Genomic DNA, 14,454 nt, shown 5'->3' on the forward strand with positions numbered 1-14,454 from the left:
TAGAAATTAAAGCCTATGGCAATGGATTTGTAAAACTACCCTTGCTAGACCTAAACGATCGTATATGAAGGTATTTATCATCGAAGACGAAATTCCTGCTGCCGAAAAAGTAGAGCGACTACTAAAGCGCTATGACGAAAGCATTGAAGTGGTAGGGCGAGCCATGAGTGTAAAACAAGCCGTTGATTGGGTGAAGAATGGCGGAGAAGCCGATTTACTTTTTATGGACATTCAACTCACCGATGGACTTAGCTTCGATATTTTTAAAGAAGTGAATCTGGACATTCCGGTGGTTTTTACCACAGCCTACAACGAATACGCCATAGATGCTTTTAAAGCCAATGGTATAGACTACCTTCTCAAGCCCCTTTCGTTTGAAGCCATCAGCAAAAGTCTGGAGAAGTTTAAGGCTCTCAAAAACAGGCTTCAGGAACAGGGACAGGCTGAAGCCAAATCGGTTATTGACCTGCAAAGTGCGCTTCAGATGCTAAGCAAACGCGACTATAAAACCCGTTTCATGGTCAAGATTGGCGAGCATATAAAGTCTATTACTACTGACTCTATTGACCTCTTTTATGCTGAAGGCCGAAACGCCTACATTGTGACCCACGAAGGCCGTAGGCTGATTATTGACTACAAACTGGAGACCCTGGAAGAAATGCTGGACCCCAAGAAGTTCTTTCGAGTAAACCGAACCTTTATTGTGGAGATAGATGCCATAAAAGATGTATTGGTGTACTCCAATAGCCGACTTAAGATTATCCTTAAGCTCGACTTTGACCGGGAGATTATTGTGAGCCGGGAGAAAGTAAACGCGTTTAAAGTGTGGTTTGATGGAGAGTGATTAATTCAATGGGCTGGCACAGGCTTGGGGAAATTTGGCGAAAGTTGCGAAAAGACAAACAACCTTTATATGTGAGCCAGAAGTAGTATACTTGCTACAAATTTTTCAAGGTTGAAACTCAGGTACTATTTAACACCAATGCTCTGTCTGGTGCTAGCTTTTTCTTATGCCCAGAGCCCCATACTATCTACTCTTGCCGAAATACCTCCAACCATCGATGGAGTACTCGATGACGATATCTGGCAAAAAAGTCCCCAGCTAACGGGTTATAAAACCTTTGTGCCAGACTTTGGCAAAGACATGCCCTATAAGACCATTGCTTATATGGCTCACGATGAAGACAACCTCTATTTTGCCTTTAAATGTTTTGACGACCCCAAAGAGATAAAAACATCTATTGCCGCCCGCGATAAAATTGCAGCCGATGATTGGGTGTGCATCAATCTCGACTCCTTCAACAGTGGACAATCGCTTTATGCCATTTATGTAAACCCAAGCGGTATTCAGATGGACACGCGCTTTGCGGCCGGCCGAGAAGATATTGGCCTGGACATAATCTTTTACAGCGCAGCCAAGATTGTGGAAGATGGTTATGTAGTGGAGGCTAAAATTCCGTTTAAGAGCATTCGCTATAAGTCGGTTGACGGCAAAGTAGACATGGGTGTTATTTTTGAAAGAAGGATTAGCCGTTTTTCAACCCAGGGCACCTACCCGGCTCTCGATCCGGCCAAAGGCTTTGCATTTCTTACTCAAATGCTTCCTATTCAATACAACGGTGTGAGAAAAGCCAAGCTTGTGGAGCTATTGCCTGCCGTAACCTATGGAGTAAATCGAAATCATGAGGATGGCGAATACCACCGGGAAGATAATTTTGAGCCCAGCCTTACGGCTAAAATCGGTATCACCTCAGAATTGGTGCTAGATGCCACCATTAACCCCGACTTTAGCCAGGTAGAATCAGACGCTCAACAGGTTGAAGTGAACCAGCGTTTTCCGGTGAACTACCCCGAAAGGAGACCCTTCTTCTTGGAAGGAAATGAAAACTTCAACTTTGCAGGAACTGGCGGCTTTCAACCTATACAAATGGCGGTTAACTCCAGGTCTATCGTAACCCCTAAGTTTGCCACTAAGCTCACCGGAAAAATTGGTGATAAGAACATTATCTCCACCATTTATGCCGTTGATCGGGACGATAGGGTGAACCCTGACATACCCGGGACTGGTGACAATACGGCTGATGTAGCCGTTATGCGCTATATGCGATCACTCACCCAAGATAGCTACATTGGCTTGCTGGGAACCACCAGAATGCAGAATGGCGGAAGCAACAATGTCTATGGTCTCGATGGTCAGTATCGGTTCAAAGAGGCTTACCTGGTTTCAGGACACTACCTGTATTCGGAGACGAATGCTGTTCTGGATGGCGGACACTTACGCAATGCCGGCTCGGTGTACATAGGCATCAATAAAAACACACGTAGTTTCAATGGCTCTTTGAGCTTGCTAGACATTGGACAGGACTTTGAGTCCGGTGTGGGATATGTGACAAGAACAGGGATCAGCCGAATTACGGCCAGTGCATCGCCCAAAATCTTTCCCAAAGGCGAGGGGCTTATTCAGCGGATAGACCCCGTAGTGTATGCCTCGCTTACTAAAGATAAACCCAGTGGTCTCAACGAGCATGTGTTGTTTGTTCAATTAGCGGCTGTTTTGCCTCGCAATACACGCCTGGCCGTTTCGGCCGACCATTCTTCGGAAATCTATCTGGGAGAAGAGTTTAAAGACGGAAGTATAGGACTGAATGCCAGTTCTCAAATAACCAAACGCATATACTTTAGGCTTAACTACGACTGGGACAATGGTATTTACTATCCCACAGCCGAACAAGGTTACGGAAAACGAATTGGGGCAACACTCAATGTTCAGGCTTCAGACAAATTCAGCATGGATTTCACGCATCGTTTTGTGTCGCTTTACAGCAAAGCGACCGATGCCAAATACTATGATATCCATATTGCCCGTGGCCGTTTGATTTACCAGATGAACAAATACCTCTTTTTCCGAGGAATTGCCCAATACAACAGCTTGAGTCAGGTGCTTAGCCCGAACTTTCTGGTGAGCTTCACTTACATTCCGGGTACGGTGGTGCACCTGGGCTGGGGCTCGGTCTACGAAAAAGTACGCTGGGATGGCACAGACTATGTGCCGAATGATCAATACCTCAACACCGCTCAAGGCTTCTTCTTTAAAGCGAGTTATTTGTGGAGGTGGTAAAGTAGTTAAAAGAGTCTCATCTGAGATTCTTTCTTGGGGTAAAAGACACCTATAATTACGAATGGGTTAGTCGCTCTTCTTGTATGCCATTGTTTTGTTGTGCCTAAAAAGAAATAAAGCTCCTTTGTATTAATGAATTCTTCTTCGTATCGCTCTCTTACCTTACTAAGGGCTATGGTTTTGTCACCATTGGCACTTCTTAAGCAGTTCCAATAAAGCTGACCAATTTCCCAGTCTTCTATCATCAGACGACTCGATTTCCCAGAATCATCTGTGAATCGATAGTAGAATTTAAATGGGATTTTGGGTATTAGGATTTCTGGTTCTTTATCCTGAGAAAATAAATCACCCTGCTTTCTAAGCTCCTTCCATTCACTCTTCCATTCAGGGTCATCTTCTTCAATCTCCAATTTGATGACGGTAGTAGGTTTAAATGTTGCAAGTGATTTGTTTTTAGGAGCTTTCGAGTCATTAATCAACTCTTTAAGATTCGTGTAGACGTTTTTAAGGCACAATGTTTTCCTCAAGGACCAATTTTGCTTGGTATCAATCCATGATGACAGGTTTAAATCTCTGAAGTCATAGTTCTTAGGCGAATAGCTCTCAGGCCTAAAATCATCAGTTCTTCTTTTCAAGTCCAGTTCCATCCAGGTATACTTTGACAGTTTCTGGTCTCCGGACGCTCTTTGTCTCAGAAGGAAAGATAACGGTACAGGGTAAATCCTGATCCATTCTCCATTTTCAAGTATTCCAGCAGTACAGACTAGCTCGTCATAGCTTCTTGATGGTAAGGGGTATGTGGTTACTGTTAATAATATTCTTTTGCGTGTCATTTATAAATTCTTGTACTGTATATCCCATTGAGGTAACTCCTTAAGAGCATTTAGAACTCTTCCTCGGTGACACATACATACTTCTTTCTCGAAGCAGGTAATAGCTACTCTTTTGTACTCCTTGGTTAGTTGGAATAAGTAGTTAATAGATTGCTTATTATTTATTAAAGTAGTGTTTTCATATTCTTCAAACAATTTATTGTAATCTGACATTGACTCAAGGTCTTGACGTTTTTCAGATTCTATGCCTAATTCTGGGATATGTATATACTTAATTCCAATACTTTGACATGCGTTCTTCAGCTGAGATTTGGAGAATCCATATTTCATACTCAATGAGTTCTTTCTTACATCGCAAAGAAGTCGAATATCGTTGATAATTAACTTATTCAAGTATGTTTCCAAACTGATACCCTCATAGCCTATGGTGAAGAATTTGGGCTCACTGAAATTTCTTTTTTGTTTTTCAACAGCCTCCATTTCTGTCTTATTCAGTATCTCCGAGGCAATTTGACTTTTAGATGCGTAGTATGGGTACTTTATATATGTATGCCTAATTAGGTCTCTTTGGGAAAAATTGGAAATCTCTCTTTTCACAAGTCTTATTGCAGATTGATCTTGTTTTTTCAGCTGAGAATAAAAGTTCAATCCCTCATCTGTCAGAACCCAATTGGATGTATTAGCTACTGTTTCTGAGCGAACTAGTTTATACTTAGTTAGTGTAGAGATGTCTTGATTGGCCTGAAAAGAAAAACAGCCGTATTTATAAGGAACAAAGTCAAAGGCTTTTTTCTCCTGATTCCGTGTAATCAAAAAAAGTATTTTCTGGAGGTTTGTATGGTTCAATTTTCCTCCAAATTCCTCTAAAGTTGCTAAGATTAGTTTTCGCCTATAAAACATGTTGCAAAGGTACAATTCAGATTTAGGCTTTCCATATTATTCTAAAATACGGAAAATAAATAAAATCAAGTTAGCTCAAGCTCAACTAATCCTCCCCCAATTCACTGTGGTCTTCTTGAGGGATTTGATATGTCTCAAAATGTTACGGTTCTGGTCTGTGCTGAGGTCTGGATCGACTTCCAGGATGTCGCTGGCGGCATTGCGGGCTGCCTGGAGTATTTTGGTGTCTTTTGAAATGTCTGCAATCAGTAGGTCCAGCACACCACTTTGCTGGGTGCCCGTAATATCTCCCGGGCCACGGAGCCTGAGGTCTACATCGGCAATCTCAAAACCATTATTGGTTTTCACCATGGTGTCTATGCGGATGCGGGCTTCCTTGCTTAGCTTATAATCCGTCATCAGAATACAGTAAGACTGGTCAGCCCCACGCCCCACACGGCCCCTGAGCTGGTGCAACTGTGCCAAACCGAAACGCTCGGCATTTTCAATCACCATTACAGAGGCATTAGGCACATTTACGCCCACTTCGATCACCGTGGTAGCCACCATAATCTGGGTTTCATGCTTCACAAAGCGCTGCATTTCAAAGTCCTTGTCTTGCGGCTTCATTTTTCCATGCACAATACTGATGTGGTTGTCAGGGAAGGCCCGGGCAATGCTTTCATAGCCATCCATCAGGTCTTTCAGGTCTAGCTTTTCCGATTCTTCAATGAGCGGATACACCACATAGATTTGTCGGCCTTTGGCAATCTCTTTTTTCATAAAGCCAAAAACCGAAAGTCGCTTGCCATCATATTCATGAATGGTCTGGATAGGCTTTCTTCCGGCAGGCAACTCATCGATGATGGATACATCCAGGTCGCCATAAACCGTCATAGCCAGGGTGCGTGGAATGGGAGTGGCCGTCATTACCAGAATATGTGGGAACTGGGTGGCATTCTTGCTCCAGAGCTTGGCCCGTTGTGCTACCCCAAAGCGATGCTGTTCATCGATTATAGCGAGTCCTAGATTTTTAAACTGTACTTTGTCTTCTATCAGGGCATGAGTCCCTACCAGGATTTGCAAAGAACCGTCTTCCAATGCCTCATGAATTTCGCGCCTTTCGGCAGCTTTAGAGGAACCGGTGAGCTTGGCAATTTTGATCCCGAGCAAATCGGCATACTCCTTCAGCCCTTCATAATGCTGATCGGCCAGAATTTCTGTGGGTGCCATCATTGAGGCTTGAGCCCCCGAACCCACAACCAGTAGCATGCAGATAAAAGCCACAATGGTTTTGCCTGAACCCACATCGCCCTGAAGCAGTCGGTTCATTTGTCTGCCCGATTTCATGTCCTGGTAAATCTCTCGGATCACCCTCTTTTGTGCATTGGTCAAGTCGAAAGGCAGATGCTTGTTGTAGAACTCTGTGAGCAGGGAAGAGTCGTTAAAAACCTGCCCCTTAAACTTATCGATTCGGGTCACCTTCATTTTCAGCAGTTTGAGCTGGATGAAGAAGAACTCCTCGAATTTCAACCTAAACTGCGCTTTTTGAAGTAGCTCGGAGTTAGAGGGAAAATGAATGTGCCAAAGCGCAAACTTTTTTTCAATCAGCCCAAACTGGCTCAGCAAGCTTTCGGGGAGTGTTTCATAAATATGGGGTTCGGCCTGAACCATTACCTGCCGGATCATCTTGGAGATGGCCTTGGAGTCTATGTATTTGGCCTTGAGTTTTTCGGAGCTATGATAGACCGGTTGTAAGTAAGCGGCTTTTTCGTTTTGCGTGGTTAGCACTTCAATTTCGGGATGGGCAATGTTTACCTTACGGCCATAGACGGTTGGCTTGCCAAATACAACGTAGTCTACACCCAGTTTTAGTTTTTTAGCCACCCACTGAATGCCTTTAAACCAAACCAACTCAAGGCTATCCGTTTGGTCTTCGAAGCGCGCTACGAGTCTTTTTTTTCTCCCTTCTCCAACGGTTTCCATTTTGGTGATGCGCCCTTTGATCTGTACAAAGGGCATGTCGGCATGCACGCTTTCTATGGAATGGAATTGGGTACGGTCTTCATAGCGAAAAGGATAGTGCTGAATCAGGTCGGCATAAGTGAAGATGCCCAGCTCTTTGCCGATGAGTGCAGCCTTTTGTGGTCCCACTCCTTTCAGAAACTCTATGCTCGTATCGAAAAATGAAGGCATCGGATGAAATTAACAGAGTTTGTGTTTACAAAGGTGTTCAATAAGAATTTTTTGAACATATAAATGTTGTACTCAGCTGTTCAGTCTGTATTCGGAAGTCATTCCACAAATACTGGCCGAAGTATTGACAAAGGTTATGGTTTTACAGAATACTTTTTACCGGGAAAAAGAGAATAGGCGGAATAATCAATATTTCCACTCAAAGCTATTGAGCAGGTGGATCATGTCTTTTTTTATAAATTCAATGATGGGAGCCAGTGAGTCGTTTTGTGTGGCGGTGTTAAAGTAAAGTGCTCCTCTAAAGAAATGATGCGTGCTGTCTGAAGTAAAAAATTGAAACTGTGTAGGTACTTCTCCTTCCAGTTCAGTTACACTCGCAATTTGGCCATTAGGAATACGGATGAGGCTCTCTTCAATACCATAGGCCTTCACATTGTGCTTCATAGCCAGTTCAAAGGCTTCGTTGAGAAGCACTTCCGGCTTATTGTTAGGGTCTATAAGGTTTTTATAGGTGATTTGTACCAGGGCATCGAACTGCGGGTAGGTAAGGTTAATCCAATAGCGCTCGGCATGTTTAGAGTCATCTTCGGACAATTGAGAATGTGCCGAGTACTGGAACCGGTAGGGGAAGGTGTCAGGTAGTATTTGGTAAGCGGGTTCGGGAAGGTCTATTCGATTATAACCTTTGGGTTTGGGCAGGTACACTTCTTTGCACGAACTCACCAGGCCGAGTAATAAAATACAGATGAACAGAGGGTAATTCTTCTTCACTAAGTCTGTGGTCTAATTAATACCCTAACGCGTTTAATACGCCTTAAGTCTACGGCAACAATGGTAAATAAAAACCGGCCAAACTCAATTTTTTCTCCGGCCCGAGGCATTTTGCTGCTTATTTCAAGAAGCAGCCCTCCGAGCGATTCACTTTCGCCCTTTACGGAGTCGAACTCGGATGGTTCTACCCCAATAATTTTGCAAAAGTCATTGAGCGATGTTTTTCCTTCAAAGACGAAGGTGGAGTTGTCGAGTTTATTGAAGGCAATATCTTCATCATCGAACTCATCGTTGATTTCGCCAACTATTTCTTCGATAATATCTTCCAGGGTAATAAGGCCCGAAGTTCCTCCATATTCATCCACCACAATGGCCATGTGTACCCGCTGTTCCTGAAAATCTTTGAGTAGAGCATCTACCTTTTTGTTTTCCGGCACAAAGAAGCCCGGCCGAAGTAAGGTTTGCCAGGCAAAAGTATCGTCCTTGTCTATGTGAGAGATGAGGTCCTTGATATAAAGTACCCCTTCTATTTTATCGATGGTTTCTTTATAGGCAGGAATTCTGGAATAGCCGCTTTTATTGATTTTATCCATTAGCTCATGGAAATCCAGCTCCACATCTACGGCTGTTATATCCATGCGCGATTTCATAACCTGCCTTACCGACAGTGTACTGAAGTTTACGATTCCCTTTAAAATGCCTTTTTCTTCTTCGGTAGTGTCATCGCCAGTAGTTATTTCAAGAGCTTGGTTGAGCTCATCTACCGTAATGTTTCTGCCTTTCTTTTCCACATTGCGCTCAATGAGGTTGGTTACAGAAATGAGTAGCCAGCTAAAAGGACGGAGTAGCCGCTCCAGGGCGAGTAGAGGTTTGGCGGTGGTTTTGGCAAATTTTACATTGTGTTGGTTAGCGAAGTTTTTAGGCACTACCTCGCCAAAAAAGAGAATAACAAAGGTAACCACTGCCGAAAGTACCACTACTACTTTGCCTTCAGTGGTTTTAGAACCTACCAAAGACCAGGTAAAAAACGTAGATAGGGTAACTATGGCAATATTTACCATATTGTTCATGATCAATATGGTAGCCAGCAGGTGGCGTTTTCTTTCCAGTAGCCTCAGAATGGCCTGGCCCGATGGGCTCGATTCCTTCTCGAAATCGGCCAGCTGGTTGCTATCGAGTGAAAAAAAGGCCACCTCAGAGCCTGATATCATTGCCGACAGAAAAATGAGCACAACAAAAGCCACTACATTAATGGCAATGTAGGGCGAGCTTAATTCGGCAATTTGAAGAAGAAGTGCTAAACTCGGTTCAGGGTCTTCAGGTATGTCCAAAATATTAATTTTAGTCCCAACTTAGAACGGCAGATCGTCCGTGTCGTCTTCCGGTATGTTAGATACAGGGCTTTCGGCCATATTGTCTCCACCATTACCGGTGCCTGATGAGCTGCCATCGGGTCTTCCACCCAACAAAGTCATTTCTCGTCCAACAACTTCTGTAGTGTATCTTTTGTTCCCATCCTGGTCGTCCCAAGAGCGGGTGGTCAACTTACCTTCAATATACACCTGGTTGCCCTTTTTCAAAAACTTCTCAGCAATTTCAGCCAGAGGAGTCCACAACACAATGTTGTGCCATTCGGTGTTGGTTACGCGTTCACCTTGTTTGTTTTTGTAGGTTTCACTGGTTGCCAGCGAAAAATTCGCAACAGCCCGGCCATTATCTAAATGCCTTACTTCAGGGTCTTTGCCCAAATTACCTACCAATATTACTTTATTTACGCCTGCCATCTATTAATTATTTTAAGAACGAATTGAATGAAAGTAACTAATACATCTCGCTTTTCAAATAGTTCTGTATTAGAATGGGCTTTGGTAAATCCTGAACTTCACTCAGGGAATAGGCCTGTAAATTCAATTCTTGTTGTATAGAGACAAAGGTATTTAAATCATTGACCCGAAGCCTAAAAAATCGTGCGAAAATCTCCCGGTGCGACAGTAAATGCCTGACAGGCGAAGAGACCGACTGAACATGAATGTGATCGATTAGGGGTATATGTCTAAGACACTCTTCGGTTTTTTGCTTGGTTTTGCTCTCTTTCAGGTAAAACTGATAAAGTCCTTGCCATATGTCTTTGCCCAGTCGTTTGTGCATAAGTATTTGCTGTCCATGTTCAAACATGAAATAATCGAAATAGAGCTTTTTGACCTTTGTTTTTCTACTCTTTACCGGCAGCTTTTCTACTTCTCCGTGCTGCTGAGCAAAGCAAATTGTGTGGAGCGGGCATGTATCGCATGCCGGGTTTTTGGGTGTACATTGCGTAGCGCCAAAGTCCATAATGGCCTGGTTATACTCGGCAGCATTGTTGGCCGGAATCAACTCATTGGCTAGTTGCTCAAATATTTTGAGTGTTTTGGATTCACTAATGTCATTGTACAAGCCAAACACCCGGGCCAGTACCCGGTATACGTTGCCGTCTACCACGGCCGTGGGCTTGTTGAAGGCCAGCGAGGCAATGGCTGCCGCAGTATATCGGCCAATGCCTTTTAGTCTGAGCAGTTCATCGAACGTATCGGGAAAACACCCATGGTACTGCTCCACAATGGTTTGAGCGCAGGCATGCAAGTTTCTTGCTCGGGAATAATACCCCAAGCCCTGCCATAGCCTGAGTACTTCTTGTTCCGGGGCTTTGGCCAGAAGCTCTACTGTTGGATAACGCTCAATGAAGGCGAGGTAGTAGGGCATTCCCTGGTTCACCCGGGTTTGTTGTAAAATTATTTCCGAGAGCCAAATTTTGTAGGGGTCCCGGGTCTCTCTCCATGGTAAATCGCGCTTTTGATGACCGTACCACCTAATTAATTGATTTACAAATATTTCTCTTTCCAACTTGTTTGCTTCTTTACCCCTACTCCCCTTTTCAGAATTTTTCAGGAATACTTTTTATTATTGACCCCGAACCCTTAATTTTGCAGGCCAAAATAACTGGGAATAAGTTTTTTATAAAATTTTATCAACTTAAATAAGAATACAGTGACTAAAGCAGATGTTATCAATCAGATTGCGGACAAGACCGGGATAGACAGATCTGATGTTACTACAACTGTTGAGACTCTTTTTGCTGTGGTGAAAGACTCGATGGCCGAAGGGGAGAACATTTACGTAAGGGGGTTTGGAAGTTTTGTGAACAAAAAGAGAGCAAAGAAGATTGCCAGAAATATTTCTAAAAATACAGCAATTGTAATTGACGAACATTTTGTGCCTAGCTTTAAGCCTTCTAAGGTGTTCGTAGAGCAGGTAAAAACAAGTGCCAAGGTAAAGGCGGCTAATAGCTAATTTTAGCCTTTTGGCTATATGAAAAAGAATCAGGTAAGTCTCATCATCATTGCTATAGCGGCCATAGTTGGTCTCTACAGCCTGCCTCGAGTGGTAGTTGACAATGACAATGAGGCTTCTGCTGAGTTTATTGATGAGTCTACTCCGGGAGGAGTTATCGACCATAGCTCGGCAATCCCTGAAGAAATACAACCTAAGATTGACTACTGGAAAAGTCAATTATTTGCAAATGGCAACATACAGCCTAATAATGAAGCTCTCGATTCATTAATGGCTGTTTTTCAGCAAATCAACCAGTACGACAGTGCTGCTTATTTTGCTAACACCTTTGCAGAGAGGTTCAATTCAACAGAACACTGGCGAAAGGCCGGTGATGCTTATTTCGAGGCATTTACCTATGCCATTAATGAGCAAAAAACTAGTTTATTGGGAAATAAGGCAAGAGAAGCTTACCAGATCGTATTAGAGGCTCAGCCAGACAACTTAGATGTAAAGCACAATGTTGCGCTTACCTATGTGGCCGGTCCGAGCCCAATGCAGGGTATTATGATGCTGAGAGAAATTATAGAAGAAGATCCCAGCAACGAAAAAGCCCTCATGAGCATGGGAAGAATGTCGATCAACACAGGTCAGTTTGAAAACGGCATCGAGCGTTTCCAGTCTCTGGTGCAATATTATCCCAACCATATTGAAGGAAACTTCTTTTTGGGCGTGTGTTATTTCGAAGCCGGACAAATGGTGAAGGCTCGGACACAGTTCGAAAAAATAAAAACATTAGATGCTAGTGAGCAGATTCTGACCGCTGCGAATGAGTATCTGCAGAGAATCAAGTAAAAACATTAAAACATTAAGATTATGCCTTGCGGTAAAAAAAGAAAAAGACATAAGATTGCTACTCACAAAAGAAAGAAGAGGCTAAGAAAGAACAGACATAAGAAGAAGTAAGGGATTACCTTACCTGCACTTATTTATTGTTCTGATTTTTAACACTAACCTCTACTACCTTGAGTAATGAATTAATCATTAATTCAACTCAGAATGGTAGTCGTATAGCCCTTCTAAAGGAGAAAAGTTTAGTTGAGTTCCATCATGATAATGATGAGAACAAATTTAAAGTCGGAGATATTTATCTGGGAACGGTTAAGAAAATCGTTCCCGGTCTAAATGCCGCGTTCATTGATATTGGGTACGAAAAGGATGCTTTTCTGCACTACCTTGATTTAGGTCCGCAGATTAAGTCGTTGAACAAGTACACCAAGCAGGCGCTTTCAAACAAGCATGCCTCCGGATCATTGGCCAATTTTAAAGGCGAGCCGGATATCAATAAACTTGGTAAAATGAATCAGGTGCTGACTAAAGGTCAGCAAATACTGGTTCAGATTGTCAAAGAACCAATTTCCACCAAAGGGCCTCGACTAACATGTGAGTTGTCGATAGCTGGGCGCTATATGGTTTTAGTGCCCTTTTCCAATGCCATCAATATTTCTAAAAAAATTACTGATGGTGAGGAACGCAAACGCCTATTGCGTTTGATCTCTTCTATTAAACCAGAAAACTTTGGCTGTATAATTCGCACCGTAGCCAAAGGAAAGAACGTAACCGAACTAGACAAGGACTTAAGAAATCTTGAAGAAACCTGGAAACAGGGCATCAAGAAACTGCACAGCACCAAGCCTCGCGAAAAAGTGATTGGTGAAATGAGCCGTGCTTCTTCCTTGTTGAGGGATATTTTGAATGAATCTTTTGATAGCCTGGTAACAGACGACAAGGAGATTCATGATGAAATAAAGGAGTACATCCGAAAGATTGCTCCCGACAAAGAAAAGATTGTAAAACTCTATACCGGCAAAGCCAAAATCTTTGAGGCTTTTGGAATAGAGAAGCAACTCAAGTCTTTGTTTGGTAAGTCAGTGAGCCTTCCGCGCGGAGGATACTTAATTATTGAGCATACCGAAGCCCTACACGTAATTGACGTAAACAGTGGCAATAAGTCTAATGCAGGCGAAGATCAGGAGTCTACGGCTTTGGCCGTAAACCTTGAAGCGGCTAAGGAAATTGCCCGACAGCTTAGGCTGAGGGACATGGGAGGTATCATTGTGATTGACTTCATTGACATGCGAAAGCCCGAAAATAAAAAGAAGCTTTACGCAGAAATGAAGGAGGTTATGAAGTCTGACAGGGCAAAGAATACCATTTTGCCGCTCACTAAGTTTGGGCTCATGCAAATAACCCGTCAGAGGGTTAGGCCGGAACTCAACATTACAACAAGAGAGGCTTGCCCAACCTGTAATGGAACCGGCTCGGTAAGTGCTACCATCTTGGTGTCCGACCTAATTGAAAAGAACCTGGAGTATTTGCTCACCACTCAAAACGAAAAGAGTGTAACCATTGCATTACATCCTTTCCTCCATGCATACTTCACCAAAGGGGTGTTTTCCAAACGCTGGCAATGGTATAGAAAATACCACACCTGGGTAAAACTGGAAAAGGACAGCTCTTTAGGTCTCAACCAGTATGTTTTTTACAACAAGTTGGGAGAAGAGATTGAATTGAAAGCCTAAGCTTTAGGCTAGTTTAAGGATAAAATAAAACCCCGATCTTTTCAGGTCGGGGTTTTTTATGTCTCTTTATCCGGGGGTTAAAACTTAATGCCAAACTCAATGGCAATCAGGCTGTTTTTAACCTTCAGATCGTCTAAGGAGTTGCTCTGTTCTTTTACCTGGTTGATGAAGCCAATGTTGTAATTGATTGAGGCAAAGAGGCTGGTTTGTACTCCAATAGCTCTTTCTACACCTCCTCCAAAATTTCCGTTAATGTCGAAATGCTGAAATTCCGTGATAAGGTTGATATTCTCGGTTTTGTTATTGGTGTTTAACCGCACTTCGGGGATAACCCCAAAATTGAAAAACAGCTTGGTGTCTAACAAAACCTCATTGGTATAGAGCTTAATAAGTGCAGGTAGCTGAATGTATTCGTGATCATATTCGGCACTGGTAGGTGTACCACCAAAATAAGCTGCATCGGTGGCCGTTACTTTAGTGTTGCGGCTGGCATAGTTTATCCCTGTATGAAAGTAGTAATTGTCTTTGAAGGGAATATCTACAAAAGCGCCTATCAGAAACTTCACCGTGGAGCCATTTCTTTCAAAAGTGGTCGAATTGCCATCGGTACTTGCTCTAACATAGGATACCGTTGGTGCCAGCTTCACCCCAATTCTGTAATCCTCAATTTGTGCCGTTACTTTTTGACTCAAAAATAAGGCGATCAGTGCAGTGAAAACGTATTTTTTCATGTGGGATAAAATAAATGAATAGTTTTGTCTTTTAAAAA

13 protein-coding genes are annotated in these 14,454 nt (G+C 42.9%); 5 read left to right on the plus strand and 8 right to left on the minus strand.

Annotated elements, in window-relative coordinates; genetic code table 11:
- Positions 1 to 64: 64 nt before the first annotated feature.
- Positions 65 to 844: a LytR/AlgR family response regulator transcription factor gene (locus B3763_RS01115; protein ID WP_286742731.1), complete on the plus strand. Its 780-nt coding sequence runs from the start codon at positions 65 to 67 to the stop codon at positions 842 to 844.
- A gap of 111 nt (positions 845 to 955) precedes the next feature.
- Positions 956 to 3,118: a carbohydrate binding family 9 domain-containing protein gene (locus tag B3763_RS01120; protein ID WP_286742733.1), complete on the plus strand. Its 2,163-nt coding sequence runs from the start codon at positions 956 to 958 to the stop codon at positions 3,116 to 3,118.
- 5 nt (positions 3,119 to 3,123) lie between these two features.
- On the opposite strand, the gene B3763_RS01125 is transcribed toward B3763_RS01120, so the two are convergent.
- From B3763_RS01125 to mutY, 7 genes are all read right to left on the minus strand, one after another.
- Positions 3,124 to 3,951 (minus strand): hypothetical protein, encoded by an 828-nt coding sequence (locus B3763_RS01125; protein ID WP_286742734.1) that lies wholly within the window; start codon positions 3,949 to 3,951, stop codon positions 3,124 to 3,126.
- Positions 3,952 to 4,851 carry a DUF488 family protein gene (locus tag B3763_RS01130; protein WP_286742736.1) on the minus strand — a complete coding sequence of 300 codons (900 nt, stop codon included), beginning with the start codon at positions 4,849 to 4,851 and terminating at the stop codon, positions 3,952 to 3,954.
- Positions 4,852 to 4,932: 81 nt separating this feature from the next.
- Positions 4,933 to 7,026: an ATP-dependent DNA helicase RecG gene (gene recG, locus B3763_RS01135; RefSeq protein ID WP_286742738.1), complete on the minus strand. Its 2,094-nt coding sequence runs from the start codon at positions 7,024 to 7,026 to the stop codon at positions 4,933 to 4,935.
- Positions 7,027 to 7,212: 186 nt separating this feature from the next.
- Positions 7,213 to 7,797 carry a gliding motility lipoprotein GldD gene (gldD, locus tag B3763_RS01140; RefSeq protein WP_286742741.1) on the minus strand — a complete coding sequence of 195 codons (585 nt, stop codon included), beginning with the start codon at positions 7,795 to 7,797 and terminating at the stop codon, positions 7,213 to 7,215.
- Positions 7,797 to 9,128 carry a gliding motility-associated protein GldE gene (gene gldE, locus B3763_RS01145; RefSeq protein WP_189628911.1) on the minus strand — a complete coding sequence of 444 codons (1,332 nt, stop codon included), beginning with the start codon at positions 9,126 to 9,128 and terminating at the stop codon, positions 7,797 to 7,799. The genes gldD and gldE overlap by 1 nt, the downstream gene beginning before the upstream one ends.
- 21 nt (positions 9,129 to 9,149) lie before the next feature.
- The gene (locus B3763_RS01150; RefSeq protein WP_189628912.1) at positions 9,150 to 9,581 is read right to left on the minus strand and encodes a single-stranded DNA-binding protein; all 432 of its coding nucleotides are present in this window, start codon (positions 9,579 to 9,581) and stop codon (positions 9,150 to 9,152) included.
- 37 nt (positions 9,582 to 9,618) lie between these two features.
- Complete coding sequence (mutY, locus tag B3763_RS01155) at positions 9,619 to 10,677, minus strand: A/G-specific adenine glycosylase (RefSeq protein ID WP_286742748.1); 1,059 nt, start codon at positions 10,675 to 10,677, stop codon at positions 9,619 to 9,621.
- A 144-nt stretch (positions 10,678 to 10,821) separates the two neighbouring features.
- Between mutY and B3763_RS01160 the strand changes: the two genes are divergently transcribed.
- The 3 genes from B3763_RS01160 (at position 10,822) to B3763_RS01170 (ending at position 13,685) form a co-directional block, all read left to right on the plus strand.
- Positions 10,822 to 11,124 carry an HU family DNA-binding protein gene (locus tag B3763_RS01160; protein WP_189628914.1) on the plus strand — a complete coding sequence of 101 codons (303 nt, stop codon included), beginning with the start codon at positions 10,822 to 10,824 and terminating at the stop codon, positions 11,122 to 11,124.
- Positions 11,125 to 11,142: 18 nt separating this feature from the next.
- Positions 11,143 to 11,958, plus strand: a complete 816-nt coding sequence (locus B3763_RS01165) for a tetratricopeptide repeat protein (protein WP_286742751.1) — start codon at positions 11,143 to 11,145, stop codon at positions 11,956 to 11,958.
- A 170-nt stretch (positions 11,959 to 12,128) separates the two neighbouring features.
- A complete protein-coding gene (locus B3763_RS01170; RefSeq protein WP_189628916.1) occupies positions 12,129 to 13,685 on the plus strand; it encodes an Rne/Rng family ribonuclease in 1,557 nt (518 codons plus the stop codon).
- Between the two features lie 77 nt (positions 13,686 to 13,762).
- Here B3763_RS01170 and B3763_RS01175 read toward each other — a convergent pair whose 3' ends face one another.
- Complete coding sequence (locus tag B3763_RS01175; protein WP_189628917.1) at positions 13,763 to 14,416, minus strand: outer membrane beta-barrel protein; 654 nt, start codon at positions 14,414 to 14,416, stop codon at positions 13,763 to 13,765.
- Positions 14,417 to 14,454: the final 38 nt, after the last annotated feature.

It is taken from the genome of Roseivirga sp. UBA1976 (assembly GCF_002336325.1).
Lineage (GTDB): Bacteria > Bacteroidota > Bacteroidia > Cytophagales > Cyclobacteriaceae > Roseivirga > Roseivirga thermotolerans.